Consider the following 13,969-nt stretch of genomic DNA (forward strand, 5'->3'; position numbering starts at 1 on the left):
AACTCCTACTTTGCTGCATTTTGGTTAGAACTTGAATTTTGGCACATTGGAAATCCTAGTGCTTCACGAGATGCGTAATATGCTTCAGCCACCATTTTGGTTAATGTCCTGATTCGTAATATATAACGTTGGCGTTCAGTTACCGAAATCGCTTTACGAGCATCTAATAAATTAAAACAGTGCGCCGCTTTTAAAATACGTTCGTAAGCTGGTAATGGCAGCGGTTTTTCTAATTCAAGTAATAATTTTGCTTCTTTTTCATGTTGTTCAAAACAATAAAATAAGAAATCAATATTAGCGTATTCGAAATTATAGGTTGATTGTTCGACTTCATTTTGATGAAAAACATCACCATAAGTAGTTTTACCGAATGCTCCATCGCTCCAAACTAAGTCGTAAACACTATCTACACCTTGGATATACATTGCTAGTCGTTCTAATCCATAGGTAATTTCACCGGTGACAGGTTTACATTCAAGCCCACCGACTTGTTGGAAGTAAGTAAATTGAGTTACTTCCATGCCATTTAGCCATACTTCCCAACCTAATCCCCATGCACCTAATGTTGGGTTTTCCCAGTTATCTTCTACAAAACGAATATCGTTGATAGTTGGATCAAGACCAAGTTCCTTTAACGATCCTAGATAGAGTTCTTGAATATTGTCTGGTGATGGTTTTAAGATAACTTGAAATTGATAATAATGCTGTAACCTATTCGGATTTTCACCATAACGACCATCAGTTGGGCGGCGAGATGGTTGAACATAAGCAGCATTAATTGGTTCCGGACCAAGTGCTCGTAAACACGTCATTGGATGAGAAGTACCGGCACCTACTTCCATATCTAATGGCTGAATCACTGTACAACCTTGATTAGCCCAGTAATCTTGTAACGTAAGTATTAACCCTTGAAAGGTTTTGACATTAAACTTTTGCATGATGTTATCTTTATGGTTGAATTAATTTTTTCTACAAATTAAATAGTGCTACATTTTATACTTTTTATTAGTGCTTGTGAAATGCCTAATTACTTTATATTGATTAAGCTACACAAGATAGTTTTCATTTTGCATCTTTAGCCATTTATCGGTATAGTGAAGTCATCTATATTGCTTGGTAAAAAATCAAAAATAAAAAGGCCATGTCTATTTATCATAAACTGTTGATTATATTTTTTATTGGATTAATAAATACACATTTTGTGTATGCTGATGATAATCAACAATTACAATCGTTACGTCGTTCAATCGAAGAACAAGAGAAACGTTTAGCAGAGCAAAAAAAAGAGCGAACTCAATTAATGAGTGATCTTAAAGAGCAAGAAACAGAAATAGCAAAATTACTAACATCAATTGAGAAAAATAGTCTTACACTTAAAAAGCTAGATAGTGAAATCATTTCTTTAATTAAGCAAATCGATGATTTAAAAATTAAACAACAACAACAACGCAATGAGTTAGCAAAACAGTTAGAAAGTGCATTCAAGCTAGGAAAAAACACCAACTTTAAACTCATTTTTGCTAGCGAACAAAGTGAGCGTAATGAGCGTCTTATTACTTATTTTCGTTATATTAATGAAGCACGACAACAGCAAATAAATATGCTTCGCGAAACACAAGTACAACTTAGTGAAAAGAAAACGGCTTTGAAAAAGACACAGAGCACGCAAAAAACATTGAATACTAAGCAGAAACAAGAACAGTTAGCCCTAGAAAAAAATCACCAAAATCGTAAAAAAACTATCAATCTACTTGAATCCTCAATGCAGAAAAATCAACAAAAATTAGACGAGCTAAAAGATAATGAAGCAAAATTACAGGCTAGAATTGCCCAAGCGGAACGAGAAAGCAGAAAAATAGCCGAAGAAGAGGCTAGGCAAGCAAAAAATATAGAAGAAAAACAACAAAAGAATACCAATTACACACTTAATGCTAATGAGCGGGCATTAATGGCTCGAGTCAGTGGTATTGGTAAACCACAACACCAATTTAATTGGCCAGTAAATGGAAATACTGTTCATCGATTTGGTGAAGCATTACAAGGTGAACTTCGTTGGAAAGGGATGGTCATCGATGCTAGAGATGGTACTCAAGTTAAAGCCATTGCTGATGGACGAGTTATCTTAGCTAGTTGGTTACAAGGTTATGGATTTGTTGTTGCACTTGAACATGGTAAGGGCGATATGAGTTTATATGGTTATAACCAACGAGTTTTAGTTGAAGTAGGTGAAAAAGTTAGGGCTCAACAACCCATTGCTATTGTTGGCTCCAGTGGTGGTCAAAATACCTCTGGCCTTTATTTTGAAATTCGTCGAGATGGTAAAGCATTAGATCCAAGTGGTTGGCTAAAATGATAAAACATCTGTTAAAAATAGGAGTATTATTTTTATTATTTAATGCTAAGAATGTATTAGCAGCAAAATTAGCATTAGTAATAGATGATTTTGGTTATCGCCAGCACAATGAAGAACAGATTATTTCATTCTCCAACAACATCACAATTGCCGTTCTACCTCATTCACCGAATGCTAGACGGATTGCGACCATTGCTCATGAACATGGTAATGATGTTATTATTCACTTACCCATGGCTCCTTTGGGGAAACAACCTCTAGAGAAAGATACTTTATTTCCCTATATGAGTGAGTTAGAAGTAAAAAGAATCGTTGATGATGCAGTCTCGCGTGTACCTTATGCCATTGGTGTGAATAATCATATGGGCAGTTTAATGACTGCAAATTTAAATGGTATGCATAACGTCATGAAGGCGTTAAGTCACTATTCAATGTTTTTTTTAGATAGTAAAACAATAGGTAAGACTCAAGTTAAAAATGCTGCAAGTGAATACAATATAGCGGTTATTGGACGTGATGTATTTTTAGATGATCAACAAAAAGAATATGCTATTGCTCGGCAGTTTGATTTGGCAATAAAAATAGCTCAAAAAAATGGACATGCCATTGCTATTGGTCACCCTCATCCACAAACCGTGAATGTCTTACGTACAAAATTAGCTAATTTACCTGACGATATTGAACTAGTAAAAGTTAGTCAGTTGATTACAACACCACGAACTAAAACTAAACTTAAACCGACAATTAAAGATATATTTGAAAAATATAAAAAACGATTTATAGATATATCAAATCTTAATTCTCTAGAATAACAACAGTTATTGCTTTTCAAGCGTACGATGACGAATTTGAACTTGTTTATTTTGCGCTTTAAAAAACTCGGCTAATTGTTCAGCGATAAATACAGAGCGATGTTGCCCACCAGTACAACCAATGGCAATAGTCAGGTAGCTACGGTTATTTTTTTCTAACATTGGCAACCATTGTTGTAGATAATTGGCGGTTTGATAAATGAAATTCGCTACCTCATCATGTTTTAATAAATAGTTTTTAACTGGTTCATCTAAGCCGGTTAATGGACGTAAATTGATATCCCAATGGGGATTCGGTAAAAATCTAACGTCAAACACAAAATCAGCATCGACGGGTAAACCATGTTTAAATCCAAATGATTCAAAGATCATGGTTAATTCTCGTTCTTTTTTACCTAAAACTCTGGTTCTAAGAATAGTTGATAACTCATGAACAGAAAGGTTGTCGGTATTTATCATCAAACTCGCATGTGATTTTAAAGGCTCTAAATAGGTTTCTTCTCGATCGATGGCTTCTTCTAATGAATATTTTTGATTGGTAAGTGGATGTATTCGTCTGGTTTCGCTATAACGTCGAATCAGTGTATTACGACTACAATCAAAAAAGATTATTTCAGGTGTGACAGAAGAAGGTAAACGTTGGAGAATATCATGATTAAAATCAAAATGATCAGGCAAATTTCGAATATCTAGACTGACCGCAACAGGGGTATTATTATCTTTTAATGATTCAGCCAGTTGGGGCAATAATGCAATAGGAATATTATCAACACAATAAAATCCCATATCTTCTAGTGCACGTAATGCAATTGATTTACCCGAACCTGAACGGCCACTAACTATCAATAATATCACAATATCAACTCCAAAATAATTGGTGTTCTAGTATATACTGTTTAGTTCAAAATGTTCAATTATTGAAAATAAACAGCGATCTGAAAAGCCAGATTATCTGGCTAGTACTCAGTTTTTATTTTGGCAATTAATTGTTTAAGTGCTTGTCCACGATGAGAAATTTGGCTTTTATGCTCTTTGGTGAGTTCTGCTGCACTACAATTAAGTTCTGGAATAAAAAATAATGGATCATAACCAAATCCACCATTGCCATGTGGTTCATTCAAAATTAATCCGTTCCATTTTCCTAAACAAATAATAGGCGTTGGATCATTTTCGTGTCGCATAAAAGCAAGTGCACAATAAAAGGATGCGGTTCTTTTTTCTTTTGCTACATCTTTTAATGCAAGTAATAATTTCTCATTATTACTTTTATCATTGCCATGTTCTCCAGCATAACGAGCTGAATATATGCCTGGTTGACCATTGAGCGCATCAACAACTAAGCCAGAATCATCAGCAATCGCCGGTAATTGTGTCAGCTTAGCAGTATGTCTAGCTTTTAAGATAGCATTTTCAATAAATGTTAAACCGGTTTCTTCAGCATCAGGAACATTGAATGCACTTTGGGCTACAACATCAAAGCCTGCGTTGGCTAAAAGTTGTTGTAATTCGTTGACTTTTCCTTGATTGTTGGTAGCTAAAACAATTTTTTGCATTTTATGACTCCATAACTAATTTGTGTTATATCGCTATTAGTAAATTGAATATTACTGATAGAAATATTGCTTAAAATTTAAAAATCAGGCTCACAGCAAAATGTCATACTCTCCCCAGTTTTAGGGTGATTTATTGTGAGTAGTTGTGCATGTAACAATAATCGTTTTGACATCGAAAATGCTTCAGGATGAGCATAAAATTTATCCCCTAATATTGGATGTCCGATTGCTTGCATATGAACTCGTAATTGATGGGAGCGTCCTGTGAACGGAAATAGTGCAACTCTAGTGGTATTATCATCATTACGAGCAATAACTTGATAATGGGTTAATGCATATTTGCCATTTTCGTGGTCAACCATTTGCCGTGGGCGATTAGGCCAATCACAAATTAATGGTAATTCGACTTGGCCAATATCATTTTCAAGATGGCCATGAACTACGGCAATATAATTTTTTTTCGGTATTCGTTCGCGGAATTGTTTTTTAATTTCTCTATCAGCCAATTTTGATAAAGCTGCAACCATGATACCACTAGTTGCCATATCGAGACGATGGACTGATTCAACATAACTATATTTTTGTTGTAAACGATGGATAATACTATCTATAAATTGTGGCTTATTGCCTGAAACAGATAATATACCGGGTTGTTTATTAACAACAACAATATGATCATCTTGATATAAAATAGTTAGCCACGGATCAATGGGGGGATGATATTCCAAAAGCATGAATGTGTGATAATTTGTAAAATTAAATTGCCACACATTCTAACAAACTCAGCAAAAAGTGCTAGTCGAAAAGTTTATTTACTCCAGATTGACTTTTTATTCGGTGAAAAGAGTTGAGAAAAGAGTATCACCAAACTCACCAAAAGGTAACAAGCAAAAATAATGATCATCCATTGCGACATTTCAATAGTTAAAAAAGACCAAATTTTGTCTGCACATGAGCCATAAGCATTAAACATGCTTGGCAACCATTCATTTAATGCTAACCAAGAAGGAAATTGCACATTAATAGCACAGGTATCACCTAAATTTGGTTCAAACTGTAAATGGGCATGAAACATTGCTAAGTTAAAACCTTTAATGGCACTAAATAACCACACCAAAATACCCGCTAAACGAAAAATTAGTTTGCTAGGCGCAATCAGCCCAATTAAGCTACCAAGCATAATGCCGTAAATTGCACAACGTTGATAAATACATAATGTACAAGGGGCTAGACCTAAGCCATGTTGAAAATAGAGAGCGGTTATTTCAAAAATAAAGGTGGAAAGAAATAATAAAAACCAAGCAACTCTACCGCGAGAGTATTGATTGAGCAGAGATAACATACTGTTTTATTCCTCCGGATTCCGTTATAATCGTGTTAAATTCATTTTATTGAAATTAATCGATATTAATTTTTAGCCATTAGTAGTGTAGTTTATTTTTTAATAATGTGAAACGACTTTTATTTATAAACGGTGGATTAATCTTTTCTTATGGACTCAAAAGTTCAACAAACAAAACAACAAGTCTCATTTGTCACAATTAGTGAAGAAAATGAGGCTCAACGCATTGATAATTTTCTCATTACATATCTTAAAGGTGTGCCTAAAAGTATGATTTATCGCATACTTAGAAAAGGTGAAGTCCGTGTTAACAAAAAAAGAATAAAACCAGAATACAAGTTAGCTATTGGTGACCAAGTGCGTATCCCTCCTATACGCGTTTCTGAAAAAACAGTGCCTGAGATTTCCACAAAACTAAATAAAGTTGCTGATTTGGAGAAAGCGATCATTTATGAAGATGATGTTATTCTGGCCATTAATAAACCATCCGGAATTGCCGTACATGGTGGTAGTGGTCTAAGTTTTGGTGTTATTGAAGGATTAAGAGCCTTACGACCAGAAGCAAAATTTTTAGAATTAGTGCATCGAATTGACCGCGAAACATCAGGTATTTTATTGATTGCGAAAAAACGTTCTGCGTTAAAGTCACTGCACGAACAATTACGTTTGAAACAGATGCAAAAAAATTATTTAGCTTTAGTGAAAGGTAATTGGCCTTCTGAATGTAAAGTTGTACAAGCACCATTACTAAAAAATGTTCTTAAAAGTGGTGAACGAGTGGTTAAGGTCAATGCCGAAGGTAAACCTTCAGAAACGAGATTTAAAGTAGAAGAACGTTTCGGTTTTGCAACCTTAGTTAAGGCAAGCCCAGTAACTGGTCGTACGCACCAAATTCGTGTGCATACTCAATATGCTAATCATCCAATTGCATTTGATGATCGCTATGGTGATAGTCAATTTGATGCATTATTAACTGATAGTAAACTTAATCGATTATTTTTACATGCCGCTAATGTAAAATTTATTCATCCGAAAACTTTACAAGAGATGCAATTAAATGCTCCGTTGGATGATGTATTGCAAAATTGTTTGACAAAGATTAGAGATGACAAATATCAACAAACAGAATGATTAAAATGAGAAGGTAATTAATAAGCATGAAAGATCTTAATTTATACTTAATTAGACATGGTCAAACAGAATGGAATATTAAAGATCAGATGCAGGGGTCACAAAATTCGCCTCTTACTGAAAATGGCATTTTAGGTGCCAAAATAACCGGAAAGCATCTAAAAAATACGCCATTTATACAAGCCTATTCTAGCCCTCAACAACGAGCAATGGAAACTCGGGACTATATTATTAATGAAAATGATAATGTAATTCCTACTTTTGAACTGGAAGGTTTGCGAGAAATGGATTTTGGGCTTTGGGAGGGGAGACATGTACCTTCACTAAAAAAAGAATTCCCAGAATTTAATACCTATTTAACTGAACCAGAAAAGTTTGATGCATCTATTAATCAAGGTGAAAATTATCTTGATGTCCTTTCTCGTATGAAAAATGCTTTAAATGAAATTGTCAAAAATGCGCCACAAGATAATGGTAATATTTTAGTTGTATCGCATGGTACGGTGTTACGAATATTACTTTGTGTTTTAAATGGTGGTGATTGGCGTCAACATCGTGATGAAAACTATTTTCCTCGAATGTTAAATACCAGTATTAGCGTGGTTAATTATAAACAGAACAATGATCAACAAGATGGCGAATTTTCAGTTAAATTTTATAATAATGTTGATCATTTAGACGATTAATTACTATTGCTCTTTGACATTTTCAGGCTAATGCTATTAGTAGCATTAGCCTGAAATGTGAGTTTATCTTCTACTATAAACAGCATAACGTTTTTGCAACTGTTTTAATTTATTAATTCTGGCATCAATTTTTGCAATTAAGGTTTGATTACCTTTTGCTTGAGTTTTAGCATTAGTTAATAATCGAATCGCGTCAGTAAAATTTCCTTCTAGAGCGATTGACTCAGCCCGTGCACTCATCTCTTGAGCTCTTGACTTGAGTCCACCATAAGCGGTTATTAGCAAATCCCAACCGTTAGTATCATCATTATGATCAAAAGTATAACGATGTAATAAACTTACTGCTTGTTGGTAATTGCGTGCTTTTACATAGGCATTAGCTAAATTTAATTGCAATGCGGAACTATCAGGTGATCTTTTTAATGCTGATTGAAGACGACTAATAGCAGTACTACTATTATTAAGTGCTAAATCAATATCCGTCATTAGATCAATATACCAAATATTATTGGGCTCATTATCCAGTAATGGTTGTAATTGCTGTTTGGCTTTTTGGTAATTATTATTATTGTAATCAACTAAAGCATTAGCATAAATTACCGCCATTCTACTTTGTTCATTATTCAGTTTACGATAATCTTCAATCAATAATCTTGCATTAGTTTTGTTACTCATCAATATTGCTATTCTAGCTTTGGCTAGATAATAATTTAAAGATGGCGTAACATTCTTTTTTGAGTATTGTAATGAACGATTACGAATATCGGATAAACGGCTATTAGGTAAAGGGTGAGTCATTAAGATTTCAGGTGGCTTACTGCTAAAGCGACTTTGATCGGCAAGTTTTTGTAGAAACTCAGAAGAAGCATAAGGATCAAATCCAGCTTTAGTTAATGTTCTAAGCCCAACTCTATCCGCTTCTTGTTCATTTGATTGGGTAAAACTAATCATACTTTGTGTTGAACTAGCCATAGTAGTTGTCATTGCCGCCATACCCGCTTCTGGATTGGCTAAAGTTAGTAATAACGAGCCAAGTGTTGCCCCCCAAACGTATGGACTATTACTATTTTGAGCCTCCATTGCTCGAGCCAAATGGCGTTGTGTCACGTGCCCGATTTCATGAGCCATTACCGATGCTAATTGACTTTCATTATCGGTATCTAATATTAATCTTGAATGAACGACGACATTGCCACCAAAAAAAGCAAAGGCATTAAGTACATTACTTCTCATAACATAAAAGTGAAAAGGCGTCTGTACTGATTCAGATTTGGAAACTAATTTTTTTCCTAAATCATTGATGTATTGATTTAAAACCGGATCATTAATAATCGGAGCACTACCACGTAACAAGCGCATATAATAATCGCCCATCTCTTTTTCTTGCCCGATGCTTAATGTAGCTGCAGCTGCGGTGCCCATATCGGGTAGCTTAATGTTATCTGCATAAACGATCGATGCATTTTGCAATAATAACGACGTAGATACTATTAATGCGATTGCTTTTTTTAACATACTTTTAACTCATAAAAAAGATTGATAATTAAGTATTCTAGCTTAAAAAAAAGACAATATCACTTTGAATATTTTATCAATTTGAGCTATTACTTCTATATTATTTTATTTACTCGATTTAATAATCTTAAATAATGAATGTTATTCAAATACTGCGTGGCGAATTTGTTCTACATCAACATTTTCAATATAGTTTTTGATATTGGGATAAATATTATAATGATGTCCAAACTCAGGTTGCATTAATTCATCAATAACTTGATGTTTACTCCAGTTTTGAAAAATTAAGCGATACATAGCAACAACTACGCCTGTGCGGTCACTGCCATGCCAACAATGAATCAATATCGGTTTAGGTGAATTTTTGATTGTTTTAAGGATTTGAATTATTTTTTTATCAGAAATATTTCCTGCTCGCATATTGATCCAAACCTCAGTGATGCCTGTATTGACAACTTTATCTCGATCACTATGCCATAATCGCAGATTAATTATGGTTTTAATGCCGAGTTTATCAAGCTGTTTTATCTGTTTTAACGAGGGTTGTTCAGAACGATATATATCGTTAGATACTTGATAAAAGTTATTTGGAATGAGGTTGGAATTAATATTTGACTGGCAACTGCTAATAAAAAAAATCAAGCAACACAACAATATAATGTTCACTCTTTTGGCGATTTGCAAACCAAAGTGAGCTATTACTTGTTGTGTTCTATTTATCATTACTACAATTGTCTATTGTTATGTTTATTGTTGACGGCTTTTAATAAATTCAAGGATTTGATCTACTTTTACCAATTCTTTATCCCCACCAGCACGATGTTTATATTCTACATCACCATTATCAAGGTTACGATCACCAATAACAATAGTGTGTGGAATACCAATTAATTCAGCATCAGCAAACATTACACCAGGGCGTTCTTTACGGTCGTCAAATAGTACTTCAATACCGGCAGATTGTAGATCGGCATAGAGTTTTTCTGCAGTCGCCTGTACTCTTTCTGATTTGTGCATATTCATTGGAATAATAACAACGCTAAATGGTGCTATGGCTTCTGGCCAAATAATTCCACGTTCGTCATGGCATTGTTCGATTGCAGCGGCAACTATTCGGCTAACGCCGATACCATAACAACCCATGATCATCACATGATTTTGTCCATCTTCACCTTGCACTGTTGCTTTCATTGCTTCTGAATATTTAGTACCAAGTTGGAAAATATGTCCAACTTCAATACCACGTTTAATTTGCAATGTACCTTTGCCGTCAGGGCTAACATCGCCTTCAACTACATTACGGATATCTTCGATGCGAGGTAAAGCAACATCGCGTTCCCAATTGATATTGAAATAATGTTTATGATCAATATTGGCACCAGCACCAAAATCACTCATTACAGCAACATCACGGTCAATAATCATTGGCATATTTAGGTTTATTGGTCCTAGCGAGCCCGGTCCTGCATTGACTAACGCGCGAATTTCATCTTCGGTTGCAAATTCAAGTGGAGACGCCACAATATCGATTTTTTCTGCTTTGATTTCGTTTAAGGTATGATCACCTCGAACTAATAAAGCTACTAGTTGGTGACCACTCTCTTTAGTGGCTTTAACCATTAATGTTTTAACGGTTTTTTCAATTGGTAAATTGAATTGTGCTACTAATTCATCAATCGTTTTGGCATCTGGAGTATCAACTAATTGCATCTCCTTGGTTGGAGATTGGCGAGTTTGAGTTGGAGCTTGTGCTTGTGCCATTTCGATATTTGCCGCATAGTCAGACTCAGTTGAAAAAACAATATCATCTTCGCCACTATCCGCTAATACTTGGAATTCATGTGACCAGTTACCACCAATTGAGCCAGTATCAGCTCGTACTGCTCTAAAATTTAAGCCTGCACGAGTAAATACTGCACTGTAAGCTTTATACATATCATCATAAGTTTCTTGTAATGATTCTTGCGATGTGTGGAATGAGTATGCATCTTTCATAATAAATTCACGCGAACGCATAACACCAAAACGAGGGCGTACTTCATCGCGGAATTTGGTTTGAATTTGATATACATTAAGTGGTAATTGCTTATAAGAGCTCACTTCATTACGAAGTAAGTCAGTGATCACTTCTTCATGAGTTGGGCCTAAGACGAAATCACGATCACCACGATCTTTAATGCGTAATAATTCGGGACCATATTGTTCCCAACGACCACTTTCTTGCCATATATCGGCAGGTTGTACCACAGGCATTAATACTTCAATTGCACCTGCTTTATTCATCTCTTCACGAACAATATTTTCGACTTTTTTTAGTACACGATAACCTGTGGGTAGCCATGTATATAATCCGGCAGCAACTTTACGGATCATGCCGGCACGTAACATTAATTGATGACTAATTACTTCAGCATCTGCTGGCGTTTCTTTTAATGTAGATAGAAGATATTTACTGGTTCGCATACATTTATCCCGAAAAATAATTTATATATAAATATAATAAAAATGTTAGCTAGTTTAGCAGTACCAAGCGCAACACAAAAGTAATTTTATTAATAATTATGGTTATAGATGTTTATTAATGATAAATTATCGTTTATTGAGAATAAGTTACTAATCAATATGGACAAATGGAAATTGAACATACATAAATTAATAGAGCGTTTATTCTTTCTCTTTTTAATAGGTCTTATTTTATATTGGCCGATTAAATTTGCTAAATATCATTTGTTTGATTTAAGTTATCAAGAGGTATTAGAGTTTTCTTGGCGAACTGATGGTTGTCAATTGTCATATCCAGAGGTATGCCCATGCCCTAGTTTTATTGAGCCAGATGATCATTTCACAATTACTGATGATGGCGATTTATATTTTGAAAATAAACTTTATGGTAAATTGATATTAAAAGACAAACCTAGTTTTTTTCATGACCCCTCTGAAATATTGTCTGGTGGCTTCATGGAAATTATACGGTCAGATTCAGGTGTTATTTGCTACTATGATTCGATATAAAAATTTTGAGAATTTTTTAGCTAAAATTAGCTGTCAAAAACCCCGTTCCTCAAAAATTTTTTATGCTAATAATTTAATCTTAATTAATGGCTTGATTCGACAATTGTTATCACCATAATATAGCACTAAATATAAGTCATTTTTAACTATAATTACGAGCAAGTCATTGATTACAAAAAGGGATAAAATGGGTTCGGTTTTTGATATATTCAAAATTGGTATAGGTCCTTCTAGTTCACATACCGTTGGTCCAATGAGAGCAGGTAAGGCATTTATTGATCTACTTATTAATAATGAGCAAATGCCTTTAGTGACTAAAATTGTTGCTGATATTTATGGTTCTTTGTCACTGACAGGTAAAGGTCACCATACTGATGTGGCAATTATTCTAGGATTATCAGGTGAAAAACCTGATACTGTTAATATTGATCAGATCCCCCACATTATTCAAACCATGAATCAATGCTGTCGGCTACCAATATATAATGGTCAATACCAAGTCGATTTTTCCAGTCAAAGCATTATATTTCATTCTACTTTTCTACCATTACACGAAAATGGAATGACGTTAAGTGCTTATCATCATGACAAACTAATTGTGCAAAAGACTTATTATTCAGTGGGTGGTGGTAAAATTGTTGAAGAGGAATTGTTCGGTCTACAAGATCAGAATGCAATAGATGTACCTTATCCTTTTGCAACCGCCGCACAATTATTGCAGCATTGTGATGATAACTCATTGTCGGTATCTAGTATTGTTTTAAAAAATGAGTTACAACATCATACTCATGAGGAAATCATAAATTATTTTTCTTTAGTTGGACAAACAATGCTTGATTGTATTAAGCGAGGCATGAATACCGAAGGATTATTACCTGGTGCTCTTAAGGTTTCTCGTCGAGCAAATGCGTTGTATCGTCAATTATTAACAAGTAAAAGTAATAATGATCCAATGATTATTATCGATTGGGTAAATATGTTTGCACTGGCTGTTAGTGAAGAGAATGCAGCTGGTGGTAGGGTAGTGACAGCACCAACTAATGGAGCTTGCGGTATTATTCCTGCTGTACTGGCATATTATGATAAGTTTATTGATCCTGTCTCACCAGATATTTTTATTCGTTACTTTTTAACCTGTGGAGCTATTGGATTACTCTATCAAAAAAATGCCTCTATTTCTGGTGCAGAAGTAGGCTGCCAAGGTGAGGTTGGCGTGGCTTGTTCTATGGCGGCAGCAGGATTAGCTGAATTGTTAGGGGGTAATCCTCAACAGGTGTGTATGGCTGCCGAAATTGGTATGGAGCATAACTTAGGTTTGACTTGTGATCCGGTTGATGGTCAAGTACAAGTTCCTTGTATTGAACGTAATGCGATTGCAGCAGTGAAAGCCATTAATGCCACTCGGATGGCATTAAGACGTACTACCGCGGCAATTGTTTCGCTTGATAAAGTGATTGAAACTATGTACGAAACAGGCAAGGACATGAATGCTAAATATCGAGAGACTTCTCGTGGCGGGCTAGCTATTACGGTTCATTGTAGTTAATAGTGAATCGTATGAGATT

14 protein-coding genes are annotated in these 13,969 nt (G+C 34.8%); 6 read left to right on the forward strand and 8 right to left on the reverse strand.

Annotation, left to right across the window (positions count from 1 at the left end; translation table 11 throughout):
• Positions 1 to 5: 5 nt before the first annotated feature.
• Positions 6 to 938 carry a glycine--tRNA ligase subunit alpha gene (gene glyQ / locus AC5LWZ_RS02965; RefSeq protein WP_198201450.1) on the reverse strand — a complete coding sequence of 311 codons (933 nt, stop codon included), beginning with the start codon at positions 936 to 938 and terminating at the stop codon, positions 6 to 8.
• Between the two features lie 203 nt (positions 939 to 1,141).
• On the opposite strand from glyQ, the gene envC reads away from it, so the two are divergent.
• Complete coding sequence (gene envC, locus AC5LWZ_RS02970; RefSeq protein WP_198201449.1) at positions 1,142 to 2,353, forward strand: murein hydrolase activator EnvC; 1,212 nt, start codon at positions 1,142 to 1,144, stop codon at positions 2,351 to 2,353.
• The gene (locus AC5LWZ_RS02975; protein WP_198201448.1) at positions 2,350 to 3,165 is read left to right on the forward strand and encodes a divergent polysaccharide deacetylase family protein; all 816 of its coding nucleotides are present in this window, start codon (positions 2,350 to 2,352) and stop codon (positions 3,163 to 3,165) included. The genes envC and AC5LWZ_RS02975 overlap by 4 nt, the downstream gene beginning before the upstream one ends.
• 6 nt (positions 3,166 to 3,171) lie before the next feature.
• Here the strand turns inward: AC5LWZ_RS02975 and rapZ are convergent, their stop codons facing one another.
• From rapZ to dsbB, 4 genes are all read right to left on the reverse strand, one after another.
• Positions 3,172 to 4,020 carry an RNase adapter RapZ gene (rapZ, locus tag AC5LWZ_RS02980; protein ID WP_110448672.1) on the reverse strand — a complete coding sequence of 283 codons (849 nt, stop codon included), beginning with the start codon at positions 4,018 to 4,020 and terminating at the stop codon, positions 3,172 to 3,174.
• Positions 4,021 to 4,121: 101 nt separating this feature from the next.
• Positions 4,122 to 4,718, reverse strand: coding sequence for an XTP/dITP diphosphatase (locus AC5LWZ_RS02985; RefSeq protein WP_198201447.1), 597 nt, complete (start codon positions 4,716 to 4,718; stop codon positions 4,122 to 4,124).
• Positions 4,719 to 4,795: 77 nt separating this feature from the next.
• Positions 4,796 to 5,452 (reverse strand): bifunctional tRNA pseudouridine(32) synthase/23S rRNA pseudouridine(746) synthase RluA, encoded by a 657-nt coding sequence (gene rluA / locus AC5LWZ_RS02990; protein WP_110448674.1) that lies wholly within the window; start codon positions 5,450 to 5,452, stop codon positions 4,796 to 4,798.
• 74 nt (positions 5,453 to 5,526) lie between these two features.
• Complete coding sequence (gene dsbB, locus AC5LWZ_RS02995; protein ID WP_110448675.1) at positions 5,527 to 6,060, reverse strand: disulfide bond formation protein DsbB; 534 nt, start codon at positions 6,058 to 6,060, stop codon at positions 5,527 to 5,529.
• A 150-nt stretch (positions 6,061 to 6,210) separates the two neighbouring features.
• Between dsbB and rluC the strand changes: the two genes are divergently transcribed.
• Both rluC and AC5LWZ_RS03005 read left to right on the forward strand, forming a co-directional pair.
• Entirely contained in the window at positions 6,211 to 7,191 is a 981-nt protein-coding gene (gene rluC / locus AC5LWZ_RS03000) for a 23S rRNA pseudouridine(955/2504/2580) synthase RluC (protein ID WP_110448676.1), read from the forward strand.
• 26 nt (positions 7,192 to 7,217) lie between these two features.
• Positions 7,218 to 7,877: a histidine phosphatase family protein gene (locus AC5LWZ_RS03005; protein ID WP_198201446.1), complete on the forward strand. Its 660-nt coding sequence runs from the start codon at positions 7,218 to 7,220 to the stop codon at positions 7,875 to 7,877.
• A 63-nt stretch (positions 7,878 to 7,940) separates the two neighbouring features.
• On the opposite strand, the gene bepA is transcribed toward AC5LWZ_RS03005, so the two are convergent.
• The 3 genes from bepA to proS all read right to left on the reverse strand — a co-directional run bounded on the left by bepA (position 7,941) and on the right by proS (position 11,855).
• A complete protein-coding gene (bepA, locus tag AC5LWZ_RS03010; RefSeq protein ID WP_198201445.1) occupies positions 7,941 to 9,392 on the reverse strand; it encodes a beta-barrel assembly-enhancing protease in 1,452 nt (483 codons plus the stop codon).
• A gap of 141 nt (positions 9,393 to 9,533) precedes the next feature.
• A complete protein-coding gene (locus AC5LWZ_RS03015; RefSeq protein ID WP_198201444.1) occupies positions 9,534 to 10,115 on the reverse strand; it encodes a tyrosine-protein phosphatase in 582 nt (193 codons plus the stop codon).
• A gap of 24 nt (positions 10,116 to 10,139) precedes the next feature.
• Positions 10,140 to 11,855, reverse strand: a complete 1,716-nt coding sequence (gene proS / locus AC5LWZ_RS03020; protein WP_198201443.1) for a proline--tRNA ligase — start codon at positions 11,853 to 11,855, stop codon at positions 10,140 to 10,142.
• A gap of 108 nt (positions 11,856 to 11,963) precedes the next feature.
• Here proS and AC5LWZ_RS03025 point away from each other — a divergent pair, with 108 nt between their 5' ends.
• Both AC5LWZ_RS03025 and AC5LWZ_RS03030 read left to right on the forward strand, forming a co-directional pair.
• Positions 11,964 to 12,404 carry a hypothetical protein gene (locus AC5LWZ_RS03025; protein WP_110448681.1) on the forward strand — a complete coding sequence of 147 codons (441 nt, stop codon included), beginning with the start codon at positions 11,964 to 11,966 and terminating at the stop codon, positions 12,402 to 12,404.
• A 187-nt stretch (positions 12,405 to 12,591) separates the two neighbouring features.
• Positions 12,592 to 13,950 carry an L-serine ammonia-lyase gene (locus AC5LWZ_RS03030; protein WP_110448682.1) on the forward strand — a complete coding sequence of 453 codons (1,359 nt, stop codon included), beginning with the start codon at positions 12,592 to 12,594 and terminating at the stop codon, positions 13,948 to 13,950.
• The last annotated feature ends 19 nt before the right edge of the window (positions 13,951 to 13,969 follow it).

Source organism: Gilliamella sp. LMG 34362, from assembly GCF_984569125.1.

Coding starts and splice junctions, on each gene's coding strand:
- glyQ (WP_198201450.1), bottom strand. CDS start 938: ATGCAAAAGTTTAATGTCAAAACCTTTCAAGGGTTAATACTTACGTTA.
- envC (WP_198201449.1), top strand. CDS start 1,142: ATGTCTATTTATCATAAACTGTTGATTATATTTTTTATTGGATTAATA.
- AC5LWZ_RS02975 (WP_198201448.1), top strand. CDS start 2,350: ATGATAAAACATCTGTTAAAAATAGGAGTATTATTTTTATTATTTAAT.
- AC5LWZ_RS02985 (WP_198201447.1), bottom strand. CDS start 4,718: ATGCAAAAAATTGTTTTAGCTACCAACAATCAAGGAAAAGTCAACGAA.
- rluA (WP_110448674.1), bottom strand. CDS start 5,452: ATGCTTTTGGAATATCATCCCCCCATTGATCCGTGGCTAACTATTTTA.
- dsbB (WP_110448675.1), bottom strand. CDS start 6,060: ATGTTATCTCTGCTCAATCAATACTCTCGCGGTAGAGTTGCTTGGTTT.
- rluC (WP_110448676.1), top strand. CDS start 6,211: ATGGACTCAAAAGTTCAACAAACAAAACAACAAGTCTCATTTGTCACA.
- AC5LWZ_RS03005 (WP_198201446.1), top strand. CDS start 7,218: ATGAAAGATCTTAATTTATACTTAATTAGACATGGTCAAACAGAATGG.
- bepA (WP_198201445.1), bottom strand. CDS start 9,392: ATGTTAAAAAAAGCAATCGCATTAATAGTATCTACGTCGTTATTATTG.
- AC5LWZ_RS03015 (WP_198201444.1), bottom strand. CDS start 10,115: ATGATAAATAGAACACAACAAGTAATAGCTCACTTTGGTTTGCAAATC.
- proS (WP_198201443.1), bottom strand. CDS start 11,855: ATGCGAACCAGTAAATATCTTCTATCTACATTAAAAGAAACGCCAGCA.
- AC5LWZ_RS03025 (WP_110448681.1), top strand. CDS start 11,964: ATGTTTATTAATGATAAATTATCGTTTATTGAGAATAAGTTACTAATC.
- AC5LWZ_RS03030 (WP_110448682.1), top strand. CDS start 12,592: ATGGGTTCGGTTTTTGATATATTCAAAATTGGTATAGGTCCTTCTAGT.